We start from the raw sequence: 18,416 nt of genomic DNA, 5'->3' as shown, positions 1-18,416 counted from the left end.
TACGCTGTGATAAAAAATCCTTTTACGAATTATGTTTTCGTAAAAGGATTTTTTACGTACTTATAGGCATATTCTTCTCATGAGCTGTTACCAGGCAACACCTTTGTGCTTGGAATCAAGGGTAAACAGGCTATGGGCTATGAGAAATTGTGCACCATAATAAGTAAGCATAATAACTTCATTTGCAGCTGTAAAACTGGATATGAACATATTCCAGGCGAGTATGCTGTCGGAAATGATAAACAAGATGCTGCCCAAAATAGCCCAGCGGTTCCCCGTCATTACTGCTGTGAAGGTCATAAGCATAATGATTCCAATATAAGCGATGACAGGTATAATAAGAACGGTTTGCCCATCTGTCTGAAGATTGTTCACGAGACGATAGCCAATCCAGACAGCAAAAAGAATGAGTGGTACAGCAACAAGACTTCGCGGCAAAGAAAAACGCCATTGCTTTAAAAATCCAATTGTATAGAATACATGACCAATAAAAAATGCAGCCAGGCCGATTAAAAACCAATGCAGCATTGCATCCCCGATTAGGCAAAGTCCAATACCGCCAATAATCCAATAATGCACAGCCTTTCGTTTTGGCAGGGATTGCTCAAAAGCATAGATCAGAATCAGCACCATTGGAATGAGCTTAAAGAAAATACTGAACGCCAACGGTTCTGATGGTGAAATAAATATATAGACAATTCCTGTAGTCAAAATCAATATGGGTAGACGATAGAGCATCAAATGGAATACATTCCCTTCATTTATCAGGATGAGAATCTTCAGATAAGTTTAGTTTAATCATAGTAAAAAAATGCTTATATAACAAATTCTAGATATATAACGGAATTCCTTTTTAAAGAAATATTTCAATAGGCAGAGAAGAAGCGGACTCGTATAGGGGTAAATAATTTCAAAAATCCTTCATGGTTTTTGAAAACATGAAGGATTTATATGGCTGTATGTTATATGATGAAAAGAATTAGGATGTAGCAAGGCGTCATCAATTAGTAGCATACATGTGAAAAGCGTATTAACGCCCCTTTTTTCTATTTGAAATAAAAAAACTCCCTTTGCCTTTTAAAATATAGGGCAAGGGGGGATTCTTTTTATTGTTCAATAGATACTTCTTTTAAATTTAACAGCTGTGTCGGTGATTGCGTCAATCCTTTTACGCTGTCATCAACACCTAATAAATATTGCTGATGGTGAATATAAACCATTGGCGTAATTTCAGCCAGTAATTCCTGTGTTTGGCGGTAGAGCTCTAATCGTTCATCAGGATCGCCTTCCTGGCGGGCCCGGTCTAATAAATCATCGAGCTCCGGATCAACTGTAAAAGTTCTATTTCCTGATTCACCCAGATTATCTGAATGGAATAAAGGATATAAGCCATTATCTGCATCGCCGGTAACGGTTGTCCAGCCAAAGACAAACATATCGTGCTCGCCATTAGCAGTCTGTTCAAGCATGGAGCCCCATTCCATCGTTCTTACTTCAGCATTAATACCAATTTCTTTCAGCTGTGCCTGAATATTTGTTGCTGTATCAATGCGCTGCCGGTCATCATTTGTCCAAATCGTTGTGGAGAATCCATTTTCCAGGCCTGCTTCAGCCAGTAATTCTTTCGCTTCTTCCACATTATATTCATGATCCTTTACATCCTCACTGTAACCAAACACACTTGGTGCAATTGGAGTATGTGCAGGGATTCCGATATCATCATAAATACCGGAAAGAATTTCTTCTTTATCAATTGCTTTGGCTATTGCCTGACGGACGCGCACATCATCAAAAGGTTCCTTCTCCATGTTAAACCCTAAATAGGATAGTGCCAGACTGTCCTGAGCCTGAACGGATAGATGATCAGAACCTTCAATTTGAGCTACATCAGACGGGCTTAAGGAATTCGCAACCTGAGAGTCTCCGGTCTGCAGCTCTGCAATACGGGTTAAATCCTCTGTAACTACTTTAAAGGTTACCGAATCGAGCAATGCCGGCTCACCCCAGTAGTCTTCATTATTTACCAAGCGTACATATTGACCTGGCTGCCATTCATCGTATTTGAAAGGGCCGGTTCCCTGCGGATTCACACTGATAACACTTCCTGCATCTTCTCCATCCTCCATAGCTGCGTAGTCCTCATCAATTTGATCTTTTGAAATCATCACTCCGCCTGGATGGGCAAGGTGAGCGGGTAATGCAGCGAAAGGATATTCTGTTTTAAAATGAACTGTGTAATCATCGACTACTTCCACTTCAGAAATCATATTGTACATAATTGCGCGTGGAGATCCTACTTCCGGATCAAGCGTACGGTCAATATTTGCTTTTACAACGTCTGCGTTAAAATTAGAGCCGTCATGGAATTTGACATCCTGACGCAGCTTGAATTCCCATGTAGTATCGTCAATTTGTTCCCATTCCTCTGCAAGCAAAGGCTGAACTTCCATATTTTCATCCTGGGTAACAAGTGTTTCAAAAATATTTCGCTGTACATCACTGGATGGGGTGTCATTGGAAGCAGCCGGATCAAGTGATACAGCATCTGCTGGAGTAGTAATCGTTAAATCACCGCCGGGTGTACCTCCTTCTGAATCATTGCTGCCAGATTCATTCGTATTATCTGGTTCACTGGCACAAGCAGCAAGGACTAAGCTCAATAAAGCTATAAATACAAGTACATATATTTTTTTCTGTATTCTCATAAGATGTTCTCCCTTTTCCTACTATACTTTAAAGCCTGATTATATAGGGATAACCAGGCTTCTGTTTATTTGAATTATTTGATTTTACCACCCTGGAACGACAGAGCCGTTGAAGTTCTCTTCAATAAATTCTTTCACTTCATCTGTGTGGTAAAGATCAATAAATTGCTGAACTACTTCATCATCCTTATTTTCTGTACGAGCTGCAATTAAGTTAACAAAGGTAGAGTCCTGCTCGATAAAAATAGAATCATCCTTAGGAGAAAGGTCAGCTTCAATGGCAAAATTAGAATTAATTGCCGCTGCATCTACTTCACCAAGCTGTCTTGGAATTTGCGCAGAATCTAATTCAAGCAGCTCAAGATTTTTAGGGTTTTCAACAACATCATTTACTGTTGCGTTAACACCTAAGCCTTCTTCTAATGTGATAAGTCCGGCTTGTTCAAATAATAATAAAGCACGTCCGCTGTTGGTAGGGTCTCCGGGAAGACCTAATGTTGCACCATCTGGAATATCTTCAAGCGAATCAACAGATTCGGAATAAACCCCCATCGGGAAAGTGACAGTATCTGCTACTTTAACAATATCTAATCCTCTTTCTTCAACCATCGCGTCCATAAAAGGCTCTGTTTGGAAGCTGCTGATATCAATATCGCCTTCGTCCAATGAAACGTTCGGCATGACATAATCACTAAAAACAACTGGCTCAATTTCCAAATCATCTTCAGCCGCAATTTCAGCTATTTTTTCAACAATTTCTTCATGCGGGCCGGCTGTGACACCAACTTTCAGCACACCGTCCTCAAGCAAGTCTGATTCACTGCCGCTTTCGTCATCTCCGCCACAGGCAGCGAGAAAAATAAGTAATAGAGCTGTAATACTAAGTAAATATTTCTTCATGATGGATTTTCCTACTTTCATTTTTATTTTGAATCGTCTTCAAGCTGTAAGAAGGCACGAATCACTTTTTCTGCATTGATTTCTTCCTTCATTAAATGGATAGATTCCTCTGCACGGGTCACTTTTTTCGCAATAGCGTCCAGCAGCCTCTGATCATCTGTCTGTATCGAGAAGTCTGCCAAGCTTGTCGGGAAGCCCCATGCTTCATAATAATTCAAGAGCTTATGAAGCTCTTCTGTATCCTGTTCTATGACAAGCTGCACCAAAATGCCGTAGGATACGATTTCGCCATGGAGGGAATCCGCAATTTGCGGCGCTGCTGTTAAACCGTTATGAATGGAATGTGCACCGGCAATACGTCCAGCTTTCCCTCCAAAGCCTCCGACCATACCACCTGTTGCAATAATAGCTTCGATAACGCGAATAAGTGCATCCGTTGCCTGATTATTTTCACAAGCTTTAATTGCTGATTCACTGTCAGCCAGCAAAATATCTTTACAGGAACGGGCTGCGAATTGAGAGATTTGCAGCCAGACGGGAAGCGTACCTGCAGGATAGAAGGCTTCTACTAAAGAGCGGGCTTCATAGAATTTTGCCAGCGTATCGCCAATCCCTGCTTTTAAATATTTTACAGGAGCCTCTGCAATAATTGCCGGTTCCACTATTACCAATGTATTGGCCTCAGGAAATTCTGTATAATGAGAATGCGCTCCGTCTTCCTGATAGAAAACACTTAACGGGGTCCAAGCTGCACAGGTTGCTGCAATGGTTGGGATTAGAATACTTTTTATTTGTGCATGGATAGCTGCCGCTTTTGCTATGTCCAGAGCTGTTCCGCCGCCAATGCCAATGACAGCGTCGATTTGCTGTTCCTGATAAAGCTTTGCAAGACGATTGGTCCGTTCAACAGTACAATGCCCATCTGCAAAATGTATATCCTTCTCTTTTATGTTATCCGTAATTGCAGCCGGAAGATATGGTTTTGCCTTCTCCCAGGCAGTTCTGCCGGCAACAACTGCAATTCGTTCCACATGCAGATCATTCAAGTGTTCTGCAAGGTGTTTCAGAGCACCTTCACCAATTTGATAATGGCCGGGTGATCCCTTTACTGTAGCTATTTGCATGATCAGATATCTCCTTTAAAAATAACTTTAAATGAACGTTCAAAAACTACGGAAAAATGCGCCGTGTTATGTTTATTGATACCTTTTGAACATCCTCTTTAAGTGCTACATAAAAAACCTCTCTATTTGTTCTAGAGAGGTTAAAAAAGTTTATTCGCTAAACGTCCTCTCTTATTTTCCAAAGTACAAAATGCACTTTGCAGGATTTAGCACCTTTTTTAGAACGAATTCTAGAAAGGTTGCCGGGCTTCGTCGGGCCAGTCCCTCCGCCACTCTCAATAAGAGTTCTTATGTAACTGTTGTTATATCTTAATATGAAATATATGAAAAGTCAATGACTTTAGGGAGCGGGCTAAATGATAGATAGAATAAAATTATGTAAGGGGTCTGAAATGATGATTCCGCATCGTTTCAGACCCCTTATGACTGGATGATATCCGTTTTTATCTACTTATTGTCCTCTAATGCAACATTTTTCTTTTTTTTCTTCAAATAATACGCACTCATCAGAGCAGCTATTGGAATAACCAGAGCAATTCCGACACCGGAAATAAAGATGGTCAGCAATTCATCATTAAATACTTTCGCATTAATAATATCACCTATGGAGTAATCCAAATCCTTAAACCAGATTAACAACCCCATATAACCGCCGAAAAAAGCAAAGAACAATGTATTTGTACTTGTTCCTAAGATATCTCTGCCGATCCGGATACCCGCTAAAAATAAATCTTTTCTGGAAATCTCCGGATTCTGCTCATAAATTTCACGCATTGGAGACGTAATAGAAATGGCCGTATCCACAATTGCTCCAATGGTACTCATCAGAATAACTGCTGTAGCGATTTGTACAAAATTAAGTCCGATATGCACATTGAACGTGGTTATTTCGCCAGATTCTTCTTCTCCGAGTCCGTAAATCATTGATTGTTCGGTCAGAATAATAATGAAAAAGATTAAGATAACCGTCGTTGCTATCGTCGCTAAAAAAGCGAGCATCGTTTTATTATTTACCCGATTAATGAAGAAGAGGCTGACCGCACTGATAAAACCGCATGCGATAAGCGCAATAATAATCGGGTTTCCGGACGGGTCATTCATGACGAAAACCGCCATCAGAACAATGAGAAAGTTAATAAAGAGTGCAATAAAGGACCGGACTCCTTTGAGACCGCCGACCCAAGCCATTAGTGCAAATAATACGATTGCCAGTAATACAAGTACATTCATAATTTCGCCTGCTTTCTGCGGATGAAGAAAATAGATATATATACAGCTATAGGAATAGTCAGGACGATACCAATCCCGCCGACTAAAGCACGTGCTAATTCGAGGGAAAGGTTCATAGATACGGTAAATCCGAATGGTGCCGCATTTTTAAAATAAATTAACAGCATCGGAATCGATCCGCTGACATATGCAAAAAATAGAATGTTTGTCATCGTGCCCATAATATCCTTACCCACCTCATATCCGGCTTTTTTCAATGTTTCTATACGGATATGATTATTTTTCTCATACATTTCAAACATAGAAGCAGATAAGGTAATAGCAACATCCATAACAGCCCCTAATGAGCCAATTAACAGCCCGGCCATAAAGATGGTTTGCGGATTCCGGGTTAAGAAGGCCATCTCTTCATAGCGTAATCCCTGTTCTGAGGTGAAATGAAGTGCCACATAAGCAATGACCAGGGACACTCCTGTAGCAATAAGTGTCGTAAGAATCGCTGTATAGGTCTTTTCATTGAATCCCGTTGCCATCAGTAAAGACAGCACGGTAAAAATGATAATACTGCCTAGTGTAATGAGCGACAGGCTGATACTAGGATTTTGAATATAGATATCTAATGCAATGGATAAGATAACTGCATTGACAAGCAGACTGAGCGCAGATAAAGCTCCTCTGGATTTACCGACAGCTAATAAAATAGCCAGGAATATCCATGCTACAAATACGAAATATTTATCCCGTTTGATATCGCCGGTGGCCTCGCCATCCTGAGCAAGAAAAATCTCGTCTCCTGCAGCCAATTCATAGTCTAGCGCCAGGGACTGGATATATTCATTGTCAAATTCAGTCAGTTCCCCTTTGCCAGATCCATTTTTTATTTCTCCAACGATATGCTGTGTGACATGCTCGTCTTCATTTCCATGTGTATCTACCTGATCTTCTCTGTTTATTTCCTGCACATCGGTTATTTGAACAATCGTTCTATCATATAATTCATAATTGTTATTGATAAAAATCATGGACGCTATAAAACCGATCAGTAATAAACAGACGGTAATAACTTGAGTCTTTGTCCGATTTTTTAACCATGCCTTCAATGTAATCACTCCAAAAATAGGGTTTCCTATTTGTATTTCTGAAAACATATACTATGATAACACTTTTAATTAGAAGGAGATACATACAGCTCCGGAAATTTTTACAGCATAAAACAAAGAGGAGGCGCATATCCTTCTTAACTTTAGTATGTACTAAAAGGGAAAGCATATTTTATGATGTCCAAAGTTTTGGACATTTCTAAGGGGTAATGCTACTATTATGTCAAATGCTTTTGACAAAAGGAGCTTCGATATTGAAAAATGTTATCAAAAAAATAAGGAAACAATCAAATATAACGCAAGCAAAGCTGGCTCATCTTTGCGGCGTCTCCAGACAAACAATTAACTGTGTTGAAAATGATAAATATGATCCCACCTTAGAGCTGGCTTTTAAAATATCCAGAGCACTGGATAAAAATCTGGAAGAGGTGTTTATTTATGACGAAATTTCATGAAGGGTACCGGATTACCATGAAAGACATTAAAAAAGAGGGAGCTTCTATTTTAAGAAAACAGCTGGACCCAGTGCCCATACCTGTTACGGAAGAAACGAAAACAGAACTGGAATGTATGCTGGCCTATTTAAGAAACAGTCAGGACCCTGAACTGGCAAAAAAATATAAATTAAGGCCAGGCTCTGGGCTTTCGGCGAATCAAGTAGGTATGAATAAAAGAATGTTTGCAGCACTTTACCAGACGGAAAAGGGAGAAACAATAGAATTAAAGCTGATTAATCCCAAGCTGATCAGCCATTCCGCAAATACAATCTACCTTCCGGAGGGAGAGGGCTGTCTATCTGTAAATAAGGAAATACGCGGGCATGTGCCGCGCTATGAAAGAATAAAGGTGCAGGCCTTTGATGTAGATGGAGAGAAGCATACCTATACCTTTAAAGGATACAGTGCTATTCTGGTTCAGCATGAAATGGATCATTTGGATGGAATTATGTTTTTTGACCGTATTAATAAAGAAAAACCATTTTTGAATTTGCAATAGGTGGCCGGAATTCATAGAAAAGAGGTCTGAAAATGAATAAATTTACGGGAATGCTACAAGCAGAATATGATATTAATCCAGTACAAATACAATCAAAACAAGGAGGATGGGCCTCGCTTGCCTTTAAGATAAAAGCAGAGGATGCTATTTATTTTTTAAAGGTATATGAAAAGAGCCGGGCGTCAACACCAAAATTAACCGCATTGATTGATCAATATGTTCCAATAGTCGAATGGATAGAACGTAACAGTTATTTAAAAGGCAGAATTCCTGTTCCGATGCAGACAAAGGAAGGCAACTACAAATGTGACGACGAGGAAAATATCTATTTACTGTATCCTTTTATTGATGGGCAGACAATAGGTGAATGGGATTTAACAGAGCGGCAGACAGAAGCATTGGCACATATAATTGCTGTACTTCATTCATTTGGTGACGAGATTCCTTTTCCAACGAAGGGTTTGACAGAAGATTTTGAGGTACCTTTTATAAGAGAATTAGAAAAGGTGCTCAATTACAAAGAGGAACATGTTCCAGAAGAATTGCATTTATTTCTGCGTGAGAACAAAGAGAGTATAAACAAATGGATTTGTAATGTAGAAGAGCTCTCAGAAAAGCTGAAATCAGCCTCATTAAGCAGGGTGCTGTGTCATACGGACCTTCATCATTGGAATATAATACAGGCAGAGAACCTGGTGTTAATTGATTGGGAAGGTTTGAAACTGGCTCCTGCTGAAGCAGATATGATCTTTCTGACAGGGGAGCCGTATTTTATGAAATTTATGAAAGTCTATAGGCAATATCATAAAAATTATCATATAAATGAAGATGCTCTCACTTTTTATCAATTAAAAAGAAGACTTGAAGATATTTGGGAGTTTATCGAACAGCTGTTATATGAGGCGCTTGATGCACAAGAGAAAGATGAAATTATCGGTTATCTGACAGAGTTAACAGAGGATAAAAGTAATTTTTTGTGACACAGGGTTAGGAGTGCTTTGAAAAGGGAATAAGCAAGAGTGTTTGTAATGAAGTCAAAGGGAAGTGAAGTCATGTTTTTAGCCTGGAATGAAATAAAAAACAACAAGCTGCGTTTTACATTGGTTATTGGTGTGCTGGTGCTTATCTCTTATCTGGTTTTCTTTTTATCCGGTCTTGCCAATGGGCTGGAGCAATTAAATCGGGAAGCTGTAGATAAGTGGGAAGCAGACGGAATTATTTTGACAGAAGAATCCGATTTACGGCTGCAGCAGTCCATCCTGTCAAAGGATGATTTTGATGGAAACGGCGTGGATGAATATACCGAATTATCTCAGTTGAGTGCGATTGCCAGTAACGAAGATAAGAAAGAAAATGTATTTATTTTTGCAATAGATCCAGATTCCTTTATCATGCCTAATGTTACGGAAGGAAATACTTTTGTGAATGAAGGGGAAGTCATTGCTGATGACACATTAAAAGAAGATGGCTTTGAAATCGGTGATGAGATTTCTTTGTCTTCCACAGATGAAACCTTGGAAATTGCAGGATTTACTGACAAAGCAAGGTTTAATGCAGCGCCGGTACTGTTCACGGATCGGGATACACTGGAGACCCTTCAATACGGGGAAACTGCTGAAGGTGATAATAATACCGTTAATGCTTTTGTTATTCGTGCAGATAGCTTAGATAACGTTGAAGTAGACGAAGCACTGCAGGTTATCGATACAGAAACATTTATAGAAAATTTACCAGGTTATACAGAACAAAATTTGACGCTGACATTGATGATCTACTTCTTATTTATTATATCAGCTGTTGTACTGGCAATTTTTCTCTATGTGCTTACTATTCAGAAGATAAGTATTTTTGGAGTGATGAAGGCGCAGGGGATATCATCCGGATACTTGGCGGGCTCTGTAGTGGCACAGACGTTTTTACTTTCTTTAGCCGGCGTTATGATCGGGCTGGCTTTGGCAGTAATCACAGGCTTATTTTTACCAGCGGCAGTGCCGGTAGCCTTTAATTACATCGAAATGCTTATTTATGGCATCATTCTGATTGCTGTGTCAGTAATTGGAGCATTAATCTCCGTACAGACCATCGTGCGAATTGATCCATTAAAGGCGATAGGAGGGTAAAAAAGCATGGCTATTTTAGAATTGAAGAAGGTACAGAAAACCTTTGGAACCGGCAGAACAAAAGTGGAAGCAATGAAAGAAACAGATTTTGAAGCTGAAAAAGGAGAATTAATTGCTGTGATTGGCCCCTCGGGATCTGGGAAGAGTACATTTTTAACGATTGCAGGCGGGCTGCAGACACCAACTGACGGAGAAGTGATGATTAATGGAACAGCATTGATGGATCTAAAGGAGAAAAAACGTGCTGCATTAAGGTTGAAGGAGGTCGGTTTTGTTTTACAGGCATCGAACCTTGTACCTTATTTAAATGTTGGACAGCAGATGCAGCTGTTAGATAAGGTGAAGAAAGGAAATTTGCAAAAGGAAGAAGCGAAAGAGCTTTATCAGTCACTGGGAATTGATCATTTAATCCGTAATTTCCCGAAGGATTTATCCGGCGGGGAAAAACAGCGCGTTGCGATTGCCAAAGCGCTTTATACCAACCCAAGTATCATTTTAGCGGATGAGCCGACTGCATCCCTTGATTCTGACCGGGCGTTTGAGGTAATGAATATGCTGAAGGAAATTACAAAAGAAAAGCAGACAGCGACCATTGTGGTGACCCATGATACAAGGCTGATTGATGATTGTGATAAAGTATATAAGATTACAGATGGTAAGATGGAATTACAGGAAAGCGTGCATGATACATTATAATAGATGTAATAAAAAGTGATGCAGAGCTGATTTACAGCAATCGCATCACTTTTTGTCTGAATAATAGTTCATATCATTTGAGGTTTTGCCGTTAAAAAGACCTTATAGAGGATGTTCAAAAAGTCCAATAAAGATGACACGGCGAATTTCTGCGTTGACGAACTTTTCCGATACTCACGTATTATAAGGCATACGCTCCGTTCGGAAAAGTTAGTCGCCTTGAACTTCTTGATCCTATTTATCGGACTTTTTGAACACACACTTATAGAATAAAACACTATTATCTATTTAAAATCAATTTCTTTTCGATGCTTTACGAATAATAATCTGCCAATGAGGTCCTGTTTCAACGTGATATGCATTGGCAAAGGATCCTTGGTTGATAGCTACCCCTAAATTATCTAGGGAATTCACATATAGTAAAGGCTCGCCAAGCCGAATTTCGGCAAAGGAATGTCTATATGTCATGATATTTTTATATACTTGCTGACGATTAGTAGCGATGGTAACTTCAAAGGCATCACCATGTGCAACATTGATTTTTTGGAATAACTCTCGGCTGATATTGGTCCATAGATTACCAAAGCGGATATCCAATATATCAATATTACCGTAGACAATATCATCTTCTATAAAAGCTTCTGGTTTTGTTAATTCAACAATATCATTTGTATCAATAGCGGGTCCGACTTCTTCAAAGGTAATTGTGTTTGATGCCAGTCTTGCTCCGGTGTACGCATAAACATCCCGGCCATGAAACGTATAGGATTCACCTGATCGGGGCAGCCTGTTTGTTTTTTCATCGATAATTCTTGCTTCCTTAATCCCGATATCTTTCTTAATATGGGTAAGTGTTCCGTTATCTGGTGTGACAATATACTGGTTATTTACTGTTTTTGCAACAACACTCAGCCTCGAAGTACCAACTCCCGGATCAACAACAGAAATAAAAACCGTCCCCTCAGGCCAATACGGTAAAGTTTGATATAAACGATAAGACCCTTCCCAAATATTATATTGCGGGATGTTGTGTGTCAGGTCAAATACCCGGAGATCGGGATCTACAGTAAGTGCCACCCCATACATTGCACTGACTGCACCATCACTGATACCAAAGTCTGTTTGAATTACTAAATTTCTGCTCATTTAAAAACCTCCTGTATTTTTGCTGATAAATAGCTGGTTTATTCTTTCTGCTACAAGAAATTAAAAAACCACGCCCGTATCGAATAAACGATAAGGACGTGGCTGGAATTTACGTGGTACCACCTTATTTTACTGTATGCTCACACATACAGCCTCATCAAGTACGAAAGCATGGAGCTTTTATACTGTGGTATGGATAACGAGTACCAAATCTCGCCGGAACCTACTCATATCAATAGATACTTTCAGCACGAAGCTCAGAGGCCATTGTTCAGATTCTTATTTTTACTTCTTTTCAGCTGCCGAAGTTCTCTGTGAAAAAATAGATGAATCTTACTTTTCCTCTTCAATGCTTTTAATAAATAATAAATACGAATTATCGTCATTATAAGTAATTGCCGTATAAAATGCAAGCAGTTACAGCAAAATGAAAATGTGAAAATTTTATATTGAAATGGAAATCGTGTATAGCGCCGCTCCGACCAACCACTACGCTTTCCGACGTACAAATGTTTCCGGTGGGGCGAGTAATCGCAGTCCCAGGACGTGCAAGTGCAGGCGTTGTGACAACGCTTTTCGATGGGGTGAGTAATCGCAAAAGCTCTTCGGTGGGGCGAGTAATCGCAGCCCCAACCCCAGGAGTCACGGGTTTAGCCTGCGAACCACTTAGGAGTCTACGTGGTTGGTCTGCGCTCAGTTAGGCTACTACAGCGAAAGTTGAGATGGTAATATAAGTTATTTCGTAAGTTTATCTATTTAAATGATAAATGGAATATCCGTGCATAAGATAGTAATAAAGAAATGATATTTTTCATTTAAAACAGGACAGGCATAGAATGTAGCAAGCGTACATTTTTTCTTTCGTTTAATTTTTAAATATTATCGAGCCCTCTTTTAGATAATTTACATACTCTTTACATTATCAACAAACTATATTAATAATTCTTCTCTATACTTCAAAGTAAGGACAGAGGAGAAATGTCCAGTAAATATATGATGATAATTTTAAGGGGGCCCTTTGATGAGCTTTAAACGATTTACTTTATTCTTTTTTGTATCTGTTTTAATTTTCTTAGCAGCATGCGGTTCAGGCGATGCAGATGGTGCAGAAGATTCTGGATCTGAATCCGACAGCGGTGAAGAACTATCAGGCAGTGTTGCAATTGACGGATCTGGCACTGTATACCCACTGATGGCACGCTTAGCTGAAGATTATATGATAAATGAACAGCAAGGTGTTTCCGTAGAAGTAAGTCGTGCCGGAACAAGCGCAGGCTTTGAAAAATTCTTAAATGAAAATGGGACAGACTTTAATGATGCTTCCCGGGAAATAAAAGAGGAAGAGCAGGCAAAGGCAGATGAATTAGGTTTTGAAGTTCAAGAATTAAAAGTAGCATTGGATGGTTTAACGATTGTGACGCATCCAGATAATGACTGGGCAACAGAGCTAACTCCAGAGCAGATACAGGGGATTTTCCTTGGTGAATATACAAAGTGGTCAGATATTGATGATTCTTGGCCGAATGAAGATATAAAAACATATGGTCCAAATGAAAATCACGGAACATATGAATTCTTTTACGAAACTATCCTAGAAGAACAAGACTTAGTAGAAGGTATTGATCTTCAGCAAGATTATTCAACATTAGTAACACTGGTTTCTGAAGATAAGAATGCCATTGGATTCTTTGGATTTGGTTACTATCAAAGTAATCAGGACGCGATAAATGCAGTATCCATTGATTTTGGAGAAGGAGCTGTTGAACCTTCCCTGGATACCATTGCGGAGGATGGTCCTTATGCAGACTATACACGTCCGGTATTCACTTACTTGAATGTAAATCATGCACAGGAAAAACCGGAAGTCCTGGATTATGCAAAATATGTTTTAGAAAATGCGAATAATGTTGCAGGCGAGACTGGATTTGCACCAATTCCTGATGAGGAAGTTCAGTCACAGCTGGAAGCTTTAGAAGGAATTAAATAAGAAAAGAAGACAGATGAGCGGTGCGATTTCACCTCTCATCTTCCTCTTATTTTTTGATGAGGAAAGGTGGCATTTGGATAATGGCTGCAAATAATAAGAACCGTATGTCGGTTAGTGAAATGATTGAGCAGCAAAAGCAGAAGCGAAAAATTTTTAATCAATTAGAACGAATGATACCGAGCCTGTTATTAATGATTGCTTCCATATCGGTTCTTACAACAGTCGGGATTATTTATACTTTGTTTGCTGAGTCGGTTGCGTTTTTCCGGAATGTGCCAATTCTTGATTTCTTTACAGGAACGGTATTAAAGCCGTTAAGCCAAAATCCTGAATTTGGGGTATTACCATTATTAAATGGAACGATTATCTCAACAGTTATTGCAATGCTGGTAGCTGGGCCAATCGGGATGATGTCGGCAATTTATTTAAGTGAGTATGCTCCTGATAATGTACGAAGAGTATTGAAGCCATTACTGGAGATTCTAGCAGGAGTGCCGACAATTGTTTACGGGTTCTTTGCGTTTACATTTGTAACACCTTTACTAAGAATGGTTTTCCCATCTATCGAAGCGACAAATATTCTTAGTCCGGGAATCATCATGGGTGTAATGATTATTCCGATGATTGCTTCGCTGTCAGAGGATGCGATGTCTTCTGTTCCGAACTCTATGAGAGAAGGAGCGTTGGCACTTGGATCAACAAAACTGGAGACAACATTTAAAGTAGTTATTCCAGCAGCGTTATCAGGAATTGTCGCTTCCTTTGTGCTTGGTATTTCCCGGGCAATAGGGGAAACGATGATTGTAGCGATTGCCAGCGGAAGTTCTAAAAATTTCTCCTTTGATATTACCGGGTCTATGCAGACAATGACTGCTTATATTGTAGAAGTAGCCGGGGGAGAAGCGGCAGCAGGAACAACAATTTATTACAGTCTTTATGCAGTCGCATTAACATTATTTGTTTTCACTTTAATTATGAATCTATTAGCAAAATATATTTCACGTAAATTTAGAGAGGAGTACTAAGATGGCAACAAGATATATGGATGCAGAGCTGGTCGGGAAGCGTATGTCATCTCGTGTACGAAAGAATACAGGCTGGAAGGGCCTTTTCTTCGCCTCTACCTTATTTGGTCTGGTTGTACTGGCAGTATTGCTTGTCCGTATTTTTACACAGGGAATAGAATATATCAATATTGATTTTCTGATGAACCATCTATCAACGGATGCAAGCAGAGCAGGGATTATGGGAGCTATTTTAGGAACAGCATGGCTGATGGTAGTTGTTATTCCGGTGACAATGGTAATTGGAGTAGGGACAGCCATTTATCTGGAGCTTTATGCAAAGAAAGGGAAGCTTCAATCCTTTATCGCAACAAATATTTCTAACCTGGCAGGTGTTCCATCAATTGTTTATGGATTATTAGGTCTGACATTATTTGTCCGTACGTTAGAATTTGGCAATGTCATATTAGCAGGCGGATTAACATTATCTTTACTTGTGCTTCCCATTGTAATTGTTGCAGCACAAGAAGCGCTGCGGGCAGTACCCGGCAACTTGAGTGAAGCATCCTATGGGATGGGAGCAACGAAATGGCAGACCGTACGTCGCATTATTCTTCCAGCAGCATTACCCGGGATTTTAACGGGAGCGATTTTAGCGTTATCGCGTGCAATAGGGGAAACAGCTCCATTAACTGTGCTTGGTATACCGGCTTTACTCATTCCGTTTCCAGAGGGTATTTTTGATACATTTACGGCACTGCCAATGCAAATTTATTATTGGACTATTGATGCTTCTCTTGTAGCAGAATACGCGAACTTAGCAGCAGCAACAATTATTGTACTATTGGTTTTACTATTTTTGCTAAACTCTATCGCAATCCTGATTCGAAATAAATTTCAGCAGCGCTACTAAATAATTGAACAGAGGGCTAATATAAGAGAGGAGATTATCCTGAATGAGTACTGTAATGACAAAAGCGATTAACTTGAAGCTTGTAAGAAACGATAATGAAAGAAGCGAACCAGAAGTGCAGAAAGAAGTAGTTTACGATACAAAAGGATTAAATTTATGGTACGGGGAAACACATGCCTTAAAAAATATTAATATGGATATCAGGGAAAAAGAAGTAACAGCAATTATCGGGCCGTCCGGGTGCGGGAAGTCAACATATTTGAAGACATTAAACCGCATGGTGGAGCTGGTTCCAATCGTAAAAACATCTGGTCAGATAACGTATAAAGGAAAAAATATTTTAGATAAATCGTTTCGTGTAGAAGATCTGCGGACACAGGTTGGGATGGTTTTTCAAAAAGCAAATCCGTTTCCAAAATCAATCTATGAAAATATTGCTTATGGTCCTAAAATCCATGGTATTAAAAATAAAAAGATACTTGATGAGATTGTTGAAAACAGCCTGCGCGGCGCATTTATCTGGGATGAGTTAAAGGATCGTCTTAATGATAATGCATATGGGTTATCAGGTGGACAGCAGCAGCGTCTATGTATTGCCCGTTGTTTAGCCGTGGAGCCGAATGTGATTTTAATGGATGAGCCGACATCTGCGCTGGATCCGAAATCAACGCTGCGTATTGAAGAGCTTGTACAGGAATTGAAGAAGGATTATGCCATTGTTATTGTAACGCATAATATGCAGCAGGCAGCCCGTATTTCTGATAAGACAGCATTCTTCCTGAATGGAGAAATTATTGAATATGATAAGACAGATCATATTTTTAATAATCCTGCTGATGAGCGTACTGGGGATTATATTTCCGGACGGTTTGGATAACAGAATAAGACTTCTATGAGAATGGCTGTTCAGGTCATTCTTTTTTACTTTAACTTTATGAAACCAGTTTGTAAATAATTCTAAATGCACCCGGTACAAGAATAACCAATGCTATAAAGAGATGGACATACTTCCTGGTTGTAAAACTGGTATAGGTCCATAACAATAATAAAATAAAAGCGGCCACAACCAACAGCTCTATGAAAGCCAGCCAAAATGACGGATAAAAGACATATAGAATAGATATAAAGAAATAAATAATTCCGCTCACAATAAAGCTTTTTTTAGCTAGAGCCATAGTAATCTCACCTTCTGCTAAGTATAATTTATAAATATATAATCATTCTTCCCTTATTATAAAAGGTCAAACCTGCTGTATATAATTAAGAAAGCGTTATCTTAGGAATGCTGTGTTCCACAAGTTATAATAAGATTAGCTTGAGAATAAGAAGGTGGATAGCATGCAAATTAATTATAAAGAAATGAAAAAGCTGGACAAAAAGTCTCTGAAGGATTTATATACAGACGTTGACTGGTCTGCTTACACAAAAGATATGGATAGACTGCAACAGGCTGTTGAAAATTCTTTATATGTTTTAACGGCCTGGTATGAGGAAGAGTTAATTGGATTAATTAGAGTGGTGGGAGATGGTCTGTCTATTATCTATATTCAGGATTTACTTGTGAAGAATGCGTATCACAATCAAAAGATTGGTTCTGAATTAATGGAAAGTGTGTTACATAAATATGCAGATGTCCGTCAAAAAGTATTGCTGACAGAGGAAGCTCCTAATACCAGATACTTTTACGAAAAAAATGGATTTAAGTCATGTGATCAAGGGGATGCAGTAGCTTTCGCACGACTTGATTTTTAATCGGGGTGAAAACAAGTTTGGATATTTTGGGGACAGGGAACAATATGCAGTAGAAGCATTGTATGAAGGAGTTGTTAAGAATGAACGTAGTTGTTATCGGAGCAAACGGACAAATTGGAAGGCATCTTGTTAATCAGCTTCAGGCCAATGAACAGCATGAGGTTACAGCGATGGTTCGAAAAGAAGAACAACAAAAAGAACTGGAAGCAAATGGAGTTAATGCTGTTTTAGCAGATTTAGAAGGCAGTATTTCCGATTTGGAGGATGCTTTGAAGGGCGCAGACGCAGTAGTATTTACAGCAGGATCCGGCGGTCATACCGGCCCGGACAAAACATTGCTTATTGATTTAGATGGCGCTGTAAAATCAATTGCAGCAGCAAAAAACGCTAAGGTAAACCGTTTTGTGATGGTCAGTGCATTCCAGGCGCATAATCGTGACAGCTGGGCAGACAGTCCAATTAAGCCATATATGGTGGCAAAACACTTTGCTGATGAAGCATTGATACACAGCGGCCTTGACTATACAATAGTACGTCCGGGCGGCTTGCAGAATGAATCAGGTACAGGAAAAGTGCAGGCGAGCGAAAACCTGGAACGAGGCAGTATTCCCCGTGAAGATGTAGCAGCTGTCATTGTCGAAGCACTTGCAGCGGAAAACACGTATCAAAAAGGCTTCGATTTAATTGCCGGGGAAGATGCAGTAAGCGATGCTGTCCGTAAAATTTAAGCTTATGCAGGCGCT

The 18,416-nt window shown here is 39.4% G+C and carries 19 protein-coding genes, 1 riboswitch and 1 other annotated feature; of the genes, 11 read left to right on the top strand and 8 right to left on the bottom strand.

Annotation, left to right across the window (positions count from 1 at the left end; genetic code table 11):
- Positions 1-87 precede the first annotated feature (87 nt).
- From BN1068_RS08470 to BN1068_RS08445, 6 genes are all read right to left on the bottom strand, one after another.
- Positions 88-738 (bottom strand): lysoplasmalogenase, encoded by a 651-nt coding sequence (locus tag BN1068_RS08470; protein ID WP_254846748.1) that lies wholly within the window; start codon positions 736-738, stop codon positions 88-90.
- 368 nt (positions 739-1,106) lie between these two features.
- Positions 1,107-2,705: a glutathione ABC transporter substrate-binding protein gene (locus BN1068_RS08465; protein WP_077602422.1), complete on the bottom strand. Its 1,599-nt coding sequence runs from the start codon at positions 2,703-2,705 to the stop codon at positions 1,107-1,109.
- Positions 2,706-2,789: 84 nt separating this feature from the next.
- On the bottom strand, positions 2,790-3,605 hold the full coding sequence (locus tag BN1068_RS08460) for a MetQ/NlpA family ABC transporter substrate-binding protein (RefSeq protein WP_077602421.1): 816 nt from the start codon (positions 3,603-3,605) through the stop codon (positions 2,790-2,792).
- Between the two features lie 23 nt (positions 3,606-3,628).
- Positions 3,629-4,729 carry an iron-containing alcohol dehydrogenase family protein gene (locus tag BN1068_RS08455; RefSeq protein WP_077602420.1) on the bottom strand — a complete coding sequence of 367 codons (1,101 nt, stop codon included), beginning with the start codon at positions 4,727-4,729 and terminating at the stop codon, positions 3,629-3,631.
- 168 nt (positions 4,730-4,897) lie between these two features.
- Positions 4,898-5,014: riboswitch (SAM riboswitch) on the bottom strand.
- 162 nt (positions 5,015-5,176) lie between these two features.
- A complete protein-coding gene (locus BN1068_RS08450; RefSeq protein WP_077602419.1) occupies positions 5,177-5,959 on the bottom strand; it encodes a YibE/F family protein in 783 nt (260 codons plus the stop codon).
- Positions 5,956-7,068, bottom strand: coding sequence for a YibE/F family protein (locus tag BN1068_RS08445; RefSeq protein ID WP_439822975.1), 1,113 nt, complete (start codon positions 7,066-7,068; stop codon positions 5,956-5,958). The genes BN1068_RS08450 and BN1068_RS08445 overlap by 4 nt, the downstream gene beginning before the upstream one ends.
- 245 nt (positions 7,069-7,313) lie before the next feature.
- On the opposite strand from BN1068_RS08445, the gene BN1068_RS08440 reads away from it, so the two are divergent.
- The 5 genes from BN1068_RS08440 (at position 7,314) to BN1068_RS08420 (ending at position 10,871) form a co-directional block, all read left to right on the top strand.
- A complete protein-coding gene (locus BN1068_RS08440; RefSeq protein WP_077602417.1) occupies positions 7,314-7,514 on the top strand; it encodes a helix-turn-helix transcriptional regulator in 201 nt (66 codons plus the stop codon).
- Complete coding sequence (gene def, locus BN1068_RS08435) at positions 7,498-8,055, top strand: peptide deformylase (protein WP_077602416.1); 558 nt, start codon at positions 7,498-7,500, stop codon at positions 8,053-8,055. Before BN1068_RS08440 ends, def begins: the two co-directional genes overlap by 17 nt.
- 32 nt (positions 8,056-8,087) lie before the next feature.
- On the top strand, positions 8,088-9,035 hold the full coding sequence (locus tag BN1068_RS08430) for an aminoglycoside phosphotransferase family protein (protein WP_077602415.1): 948 nt from the start codon (positions 8,088-8,090) through the stop codon (positions 9,033-9,035).
- Between the two features lie 72 nt (positions 9,036-9,107).
- Positions 9,108-10,175: an ABC transporter permease gene (locus BN1068_RS08425; RefSeq protein WP_077602414.1), complete on the top strand. Its 1,068-nt coding sequence runs from the start codon at positions 9,108-9,110 to the stop codon at positions 10,173-10,175.
- 6 nt (positions 10,176-10,181) lie between these two features.
- Positions 10,182-10,871 (top strand): ABC transporter ATP-binding protein, encoded by a 690-nt coding sequence (locus BN1068_RS08420; RefSeq protein WP_077602413.1) that lies wholly within the window; start codon positions 10,182-10,184, stop codon positions 10,869-10,871.
- Between the two features lie 294 nt (positions 10,872-11,165).
- Here the strand turns inward: BN1068_RS08420 and BN1068_RS08415 are convergent, their stop codons facing one another.
- Positions 11,166-12,017 (bottom strand): SAM hydrolase/SAM-dependent halogenase family protein, encoded by an 852-nt coding sequence (locus BN1068_RS08415; RefSeq protein ID WP_077602412.1) that lies wholly within the window; start codon positions 12,015-12,017, stop codon positions 11,166-11,168.
- Between the two features lie 89 nt (positions 12,018-12,106).
- Positions 12,107-12,376 (bottom strand) — a binding site (T-box leader).
- Positions 12,377-13,038: 662 nt separating this feature from the next.
- On the opposite strand from BN1068_RS08415, the gene BN1068_RS08410 reads away from it, so the two are divergent.
- The 4 genes from BN1068_RS08410 (at position 13,039) to pstB (ending at position 16,798) form a co-directional block, all read left to right on the top strand.
- On the top strand, positions 13,039-14,004 hold the full coding sequence (locus BN1068_RS08410; protein WP_077602411.1) for a PstS family phosphate ABC transporter substrate-binding protein: 966 nt from the start codon (positions 13,039-13,041) through the stop codon (positions 14,002-14,004).
- A gap of 80 nt (positions 14,005-14,084) precedes the next feature.
- A complete protein-coding gene (pstC, locus tag BN1068_RS08405) occupies positions 14,085-15,029 on the top strand; it encodes a phosphate ABC transporter permease subunit PstC (protein ID WP_077602410.1) in 945 nt (314 codons plus the stop codon).
- A gap of 1 nt (position 15,030) precedes the next feature.
- Positions 15,031-15,921: a phosphate ABC transporter permease PstA gene (gene pstA, locus BN1068_RS08400; RefSeq protein WP_077602409.1), complete on the top strand. Its 891-nt coding sequence runs from the start codon at positions 15,031-15,033 to the stop codon at positions 15,919-15,921.
- Between the two features lie 43 nt (positions 15,922-15,964).
- Positions 15,965-16,798, top strand: a complete 834-nt coding sequence (gene pstB / locus BN1068_RS08395; RefSeq protein WP_077602408.1) for a phosphate ABC transporter ATP-binding protein PstB — start codon at positions 15,965-15,967, stop codon at positions 16,796-16,798.
- A gap of 55 nt (positions 16,799-16,853) precedes the next feature.
- Here the strand turns inward: pstB and BN1068_RS08390 are convergent, their stop codons facing one another.
- Positions 16,854-17,096, bottom strand: a complete 243-nt coding sequence (locus BN1068_RS08390; protein WP_077602407.1) for a hypothetical protein — start codon at positions 17,094-17,096, stop codon at positions 16,854-16,856.
- A gap of 163 nt (positions 17,097-17,259) precedes the next feature.
- On the opposite strand from BN1068_RS08390, the gene BN1068_RS08385 reads away from it, so the two are divergent.
- Together BN1068_RS08385 and BN1068_RS08380 are read left to right on the top strand one after the other, a co-directional pair.
- Complete coding sequence (locus BN1068_RS08385; protein ID WP_077602406.1) at positions 17,260-17,673, top strand: GNAT family N-acetyltransferase; 414 nt, start codon at positions 17,260-17,262, stop codon at positions 17,671-17,673.
- Between the two features lie 80 nt (positions 17,674-17,753).
- Complete coding sequence (locus tag BN1068_RS08380; protein ID WP_077602405.1) at positions 17,754-18,401, top strand: SDR family oxidoreductase; 648 nt, start codon at positions 17,754-17,756, stop codon at positions 18,399-18,401.
- The last annotated feature ends 15 nt before the right edge of the window (positions 18,402-18,416 follow it).

It is taken from the genome of Oceanobacillus sojae (genome assembly GCF_900162665.1).
In the GTDB taxonomy this organism is placed as follows: domain Bacteria; phylum Bacillota; class Bacilli; order Bacillales; family Amphibacillaceae; genus Oceanobacillus; species Oceanobacillus sojae_A.
The sequence above is the reverse complement of the archived record's forward strand: the minus strand, read 5'-3'. Positions and strand labels throughout refer to the sequence as shown.

Excerpts from the sequence above, each read along its gene's own strand:
- BN1068_RS08450 (WP_077602419.1), bottom strand. The coding sequence starts at position 5,959 with ATGAATGTACTTGTATTACTGGCAATCGTATTATTTGCACTAATGGCT.
- BN1068_RS08410 (WP_077602411.1), top strand. The coding sequence starts at position 13,039 with ATGAGCTTTAAACGATTTACTTTATTCTTTTTTGTATCTGTTTTAATT.
- BN1068_RS08430 (WP_077602415.1), top strand. The coding sequence starts at position 8,088 with ATGAATAAATTTACGGGAATGCTACAAGCAGAATATGATATTAATCCA.
- pstA (WP_077602409.1), top strand. The coding sequence starts at position 15,031 with ATGGCAACAAGATATATGGATGCAGAGCTGGTCGGGAAGCGTATGTCA.
- BN1068_RS08380 (WP_077602405.1), top strand. The coding sequence starts at position 17,754 with ATGAACGTAGTTGTTATCGGAGCAAACGGACAAATTGGAAGGCATCTT.
- BN1068_RS08455 (WP_077602420.1), bottom strand. The coding sequence starts at position 4,729 with ATGCAAATAGCTACAGTAAAGGGATCACCCGGCCATTATCAAATTGGT.
- BN1068_RS08415 (WP_077602412.1), bottom strand. The coding sequence starts at position 12,017 with ATGAGCAGAAATTTAGTAATTCAAACAGACTTTGGTATCAGTGATGGT.
- BN1068_RS08460 (WP_077602421.1), bottom strand. The coding sequence starts at position 3,605 with ATGAAGAAATATTTACTTAGTATTACAGCTCTATTACTTATTTTTCTC.
- pstC (WP_077602410.1), top strand. The coding sequence starts at position 14,085 with ATGGCTGCAAATAATAAGAACCGTATGTCGGTTAGTGAAATGATTGAG.
- BN1068_RS08425 (WP_077602414.1), top strand. The coding sequence starts at position 9,108 with ATGTTTTTAGCCTGGAATGAAATAAAAAACAACAAGCTGCGTTTTACA.
- BN1068_RS08470 (WP_254846748.1), bottom strand. The coding sequence starts at position 738 with ATGCTCTATCGTCTACCCATATTGATTTTGACTACAGGAATTGTCTAT.
- pstB (WP_077602408.1), top strand. The coding sequence starts at position 15,965 with ATGAGTACTGTAATGACAAAAGCGATTAACTTGAAGCTTGTAAGAAAC.
- BN1068_RS08465 (WP_077602422.1), bottom strand. The coding sequence starts at position 2,705 with ATGAGAATACAGAAAAAAATATATGTACTTGTATTTATAGCTTTATTG.
- def (WP_077602416.1), top strand. The coding sequence starts at position 7,498 with ATGACGAAATTTCATGAAGGGTACCGGATTACCATGAAAGACATTAAA.
- BN1068_RS08385 (WP_077602406.1), top strand. The coding sequence starts at position 17,260 with ATGCAAATTAATTATAAAGAAATGAAAAAGCTGGACAAAAAGTCTCTG.
- BN1068_RS08390 (WP_077602407.1), bottom strand. The coding sequence starts at position 17,096 with ATGGCTCTAGCTAAAAAAAGCTTTATTGTGAGCGGAATTATTTATTTC.
- BN1068_RS08420 (WP_077602413.1), top strand. The coding sequence starts at position 10,182 with ATGGCTATTTTAGAATTGAAGAAGGTACAGAAAACCTTTGGAACCGGC.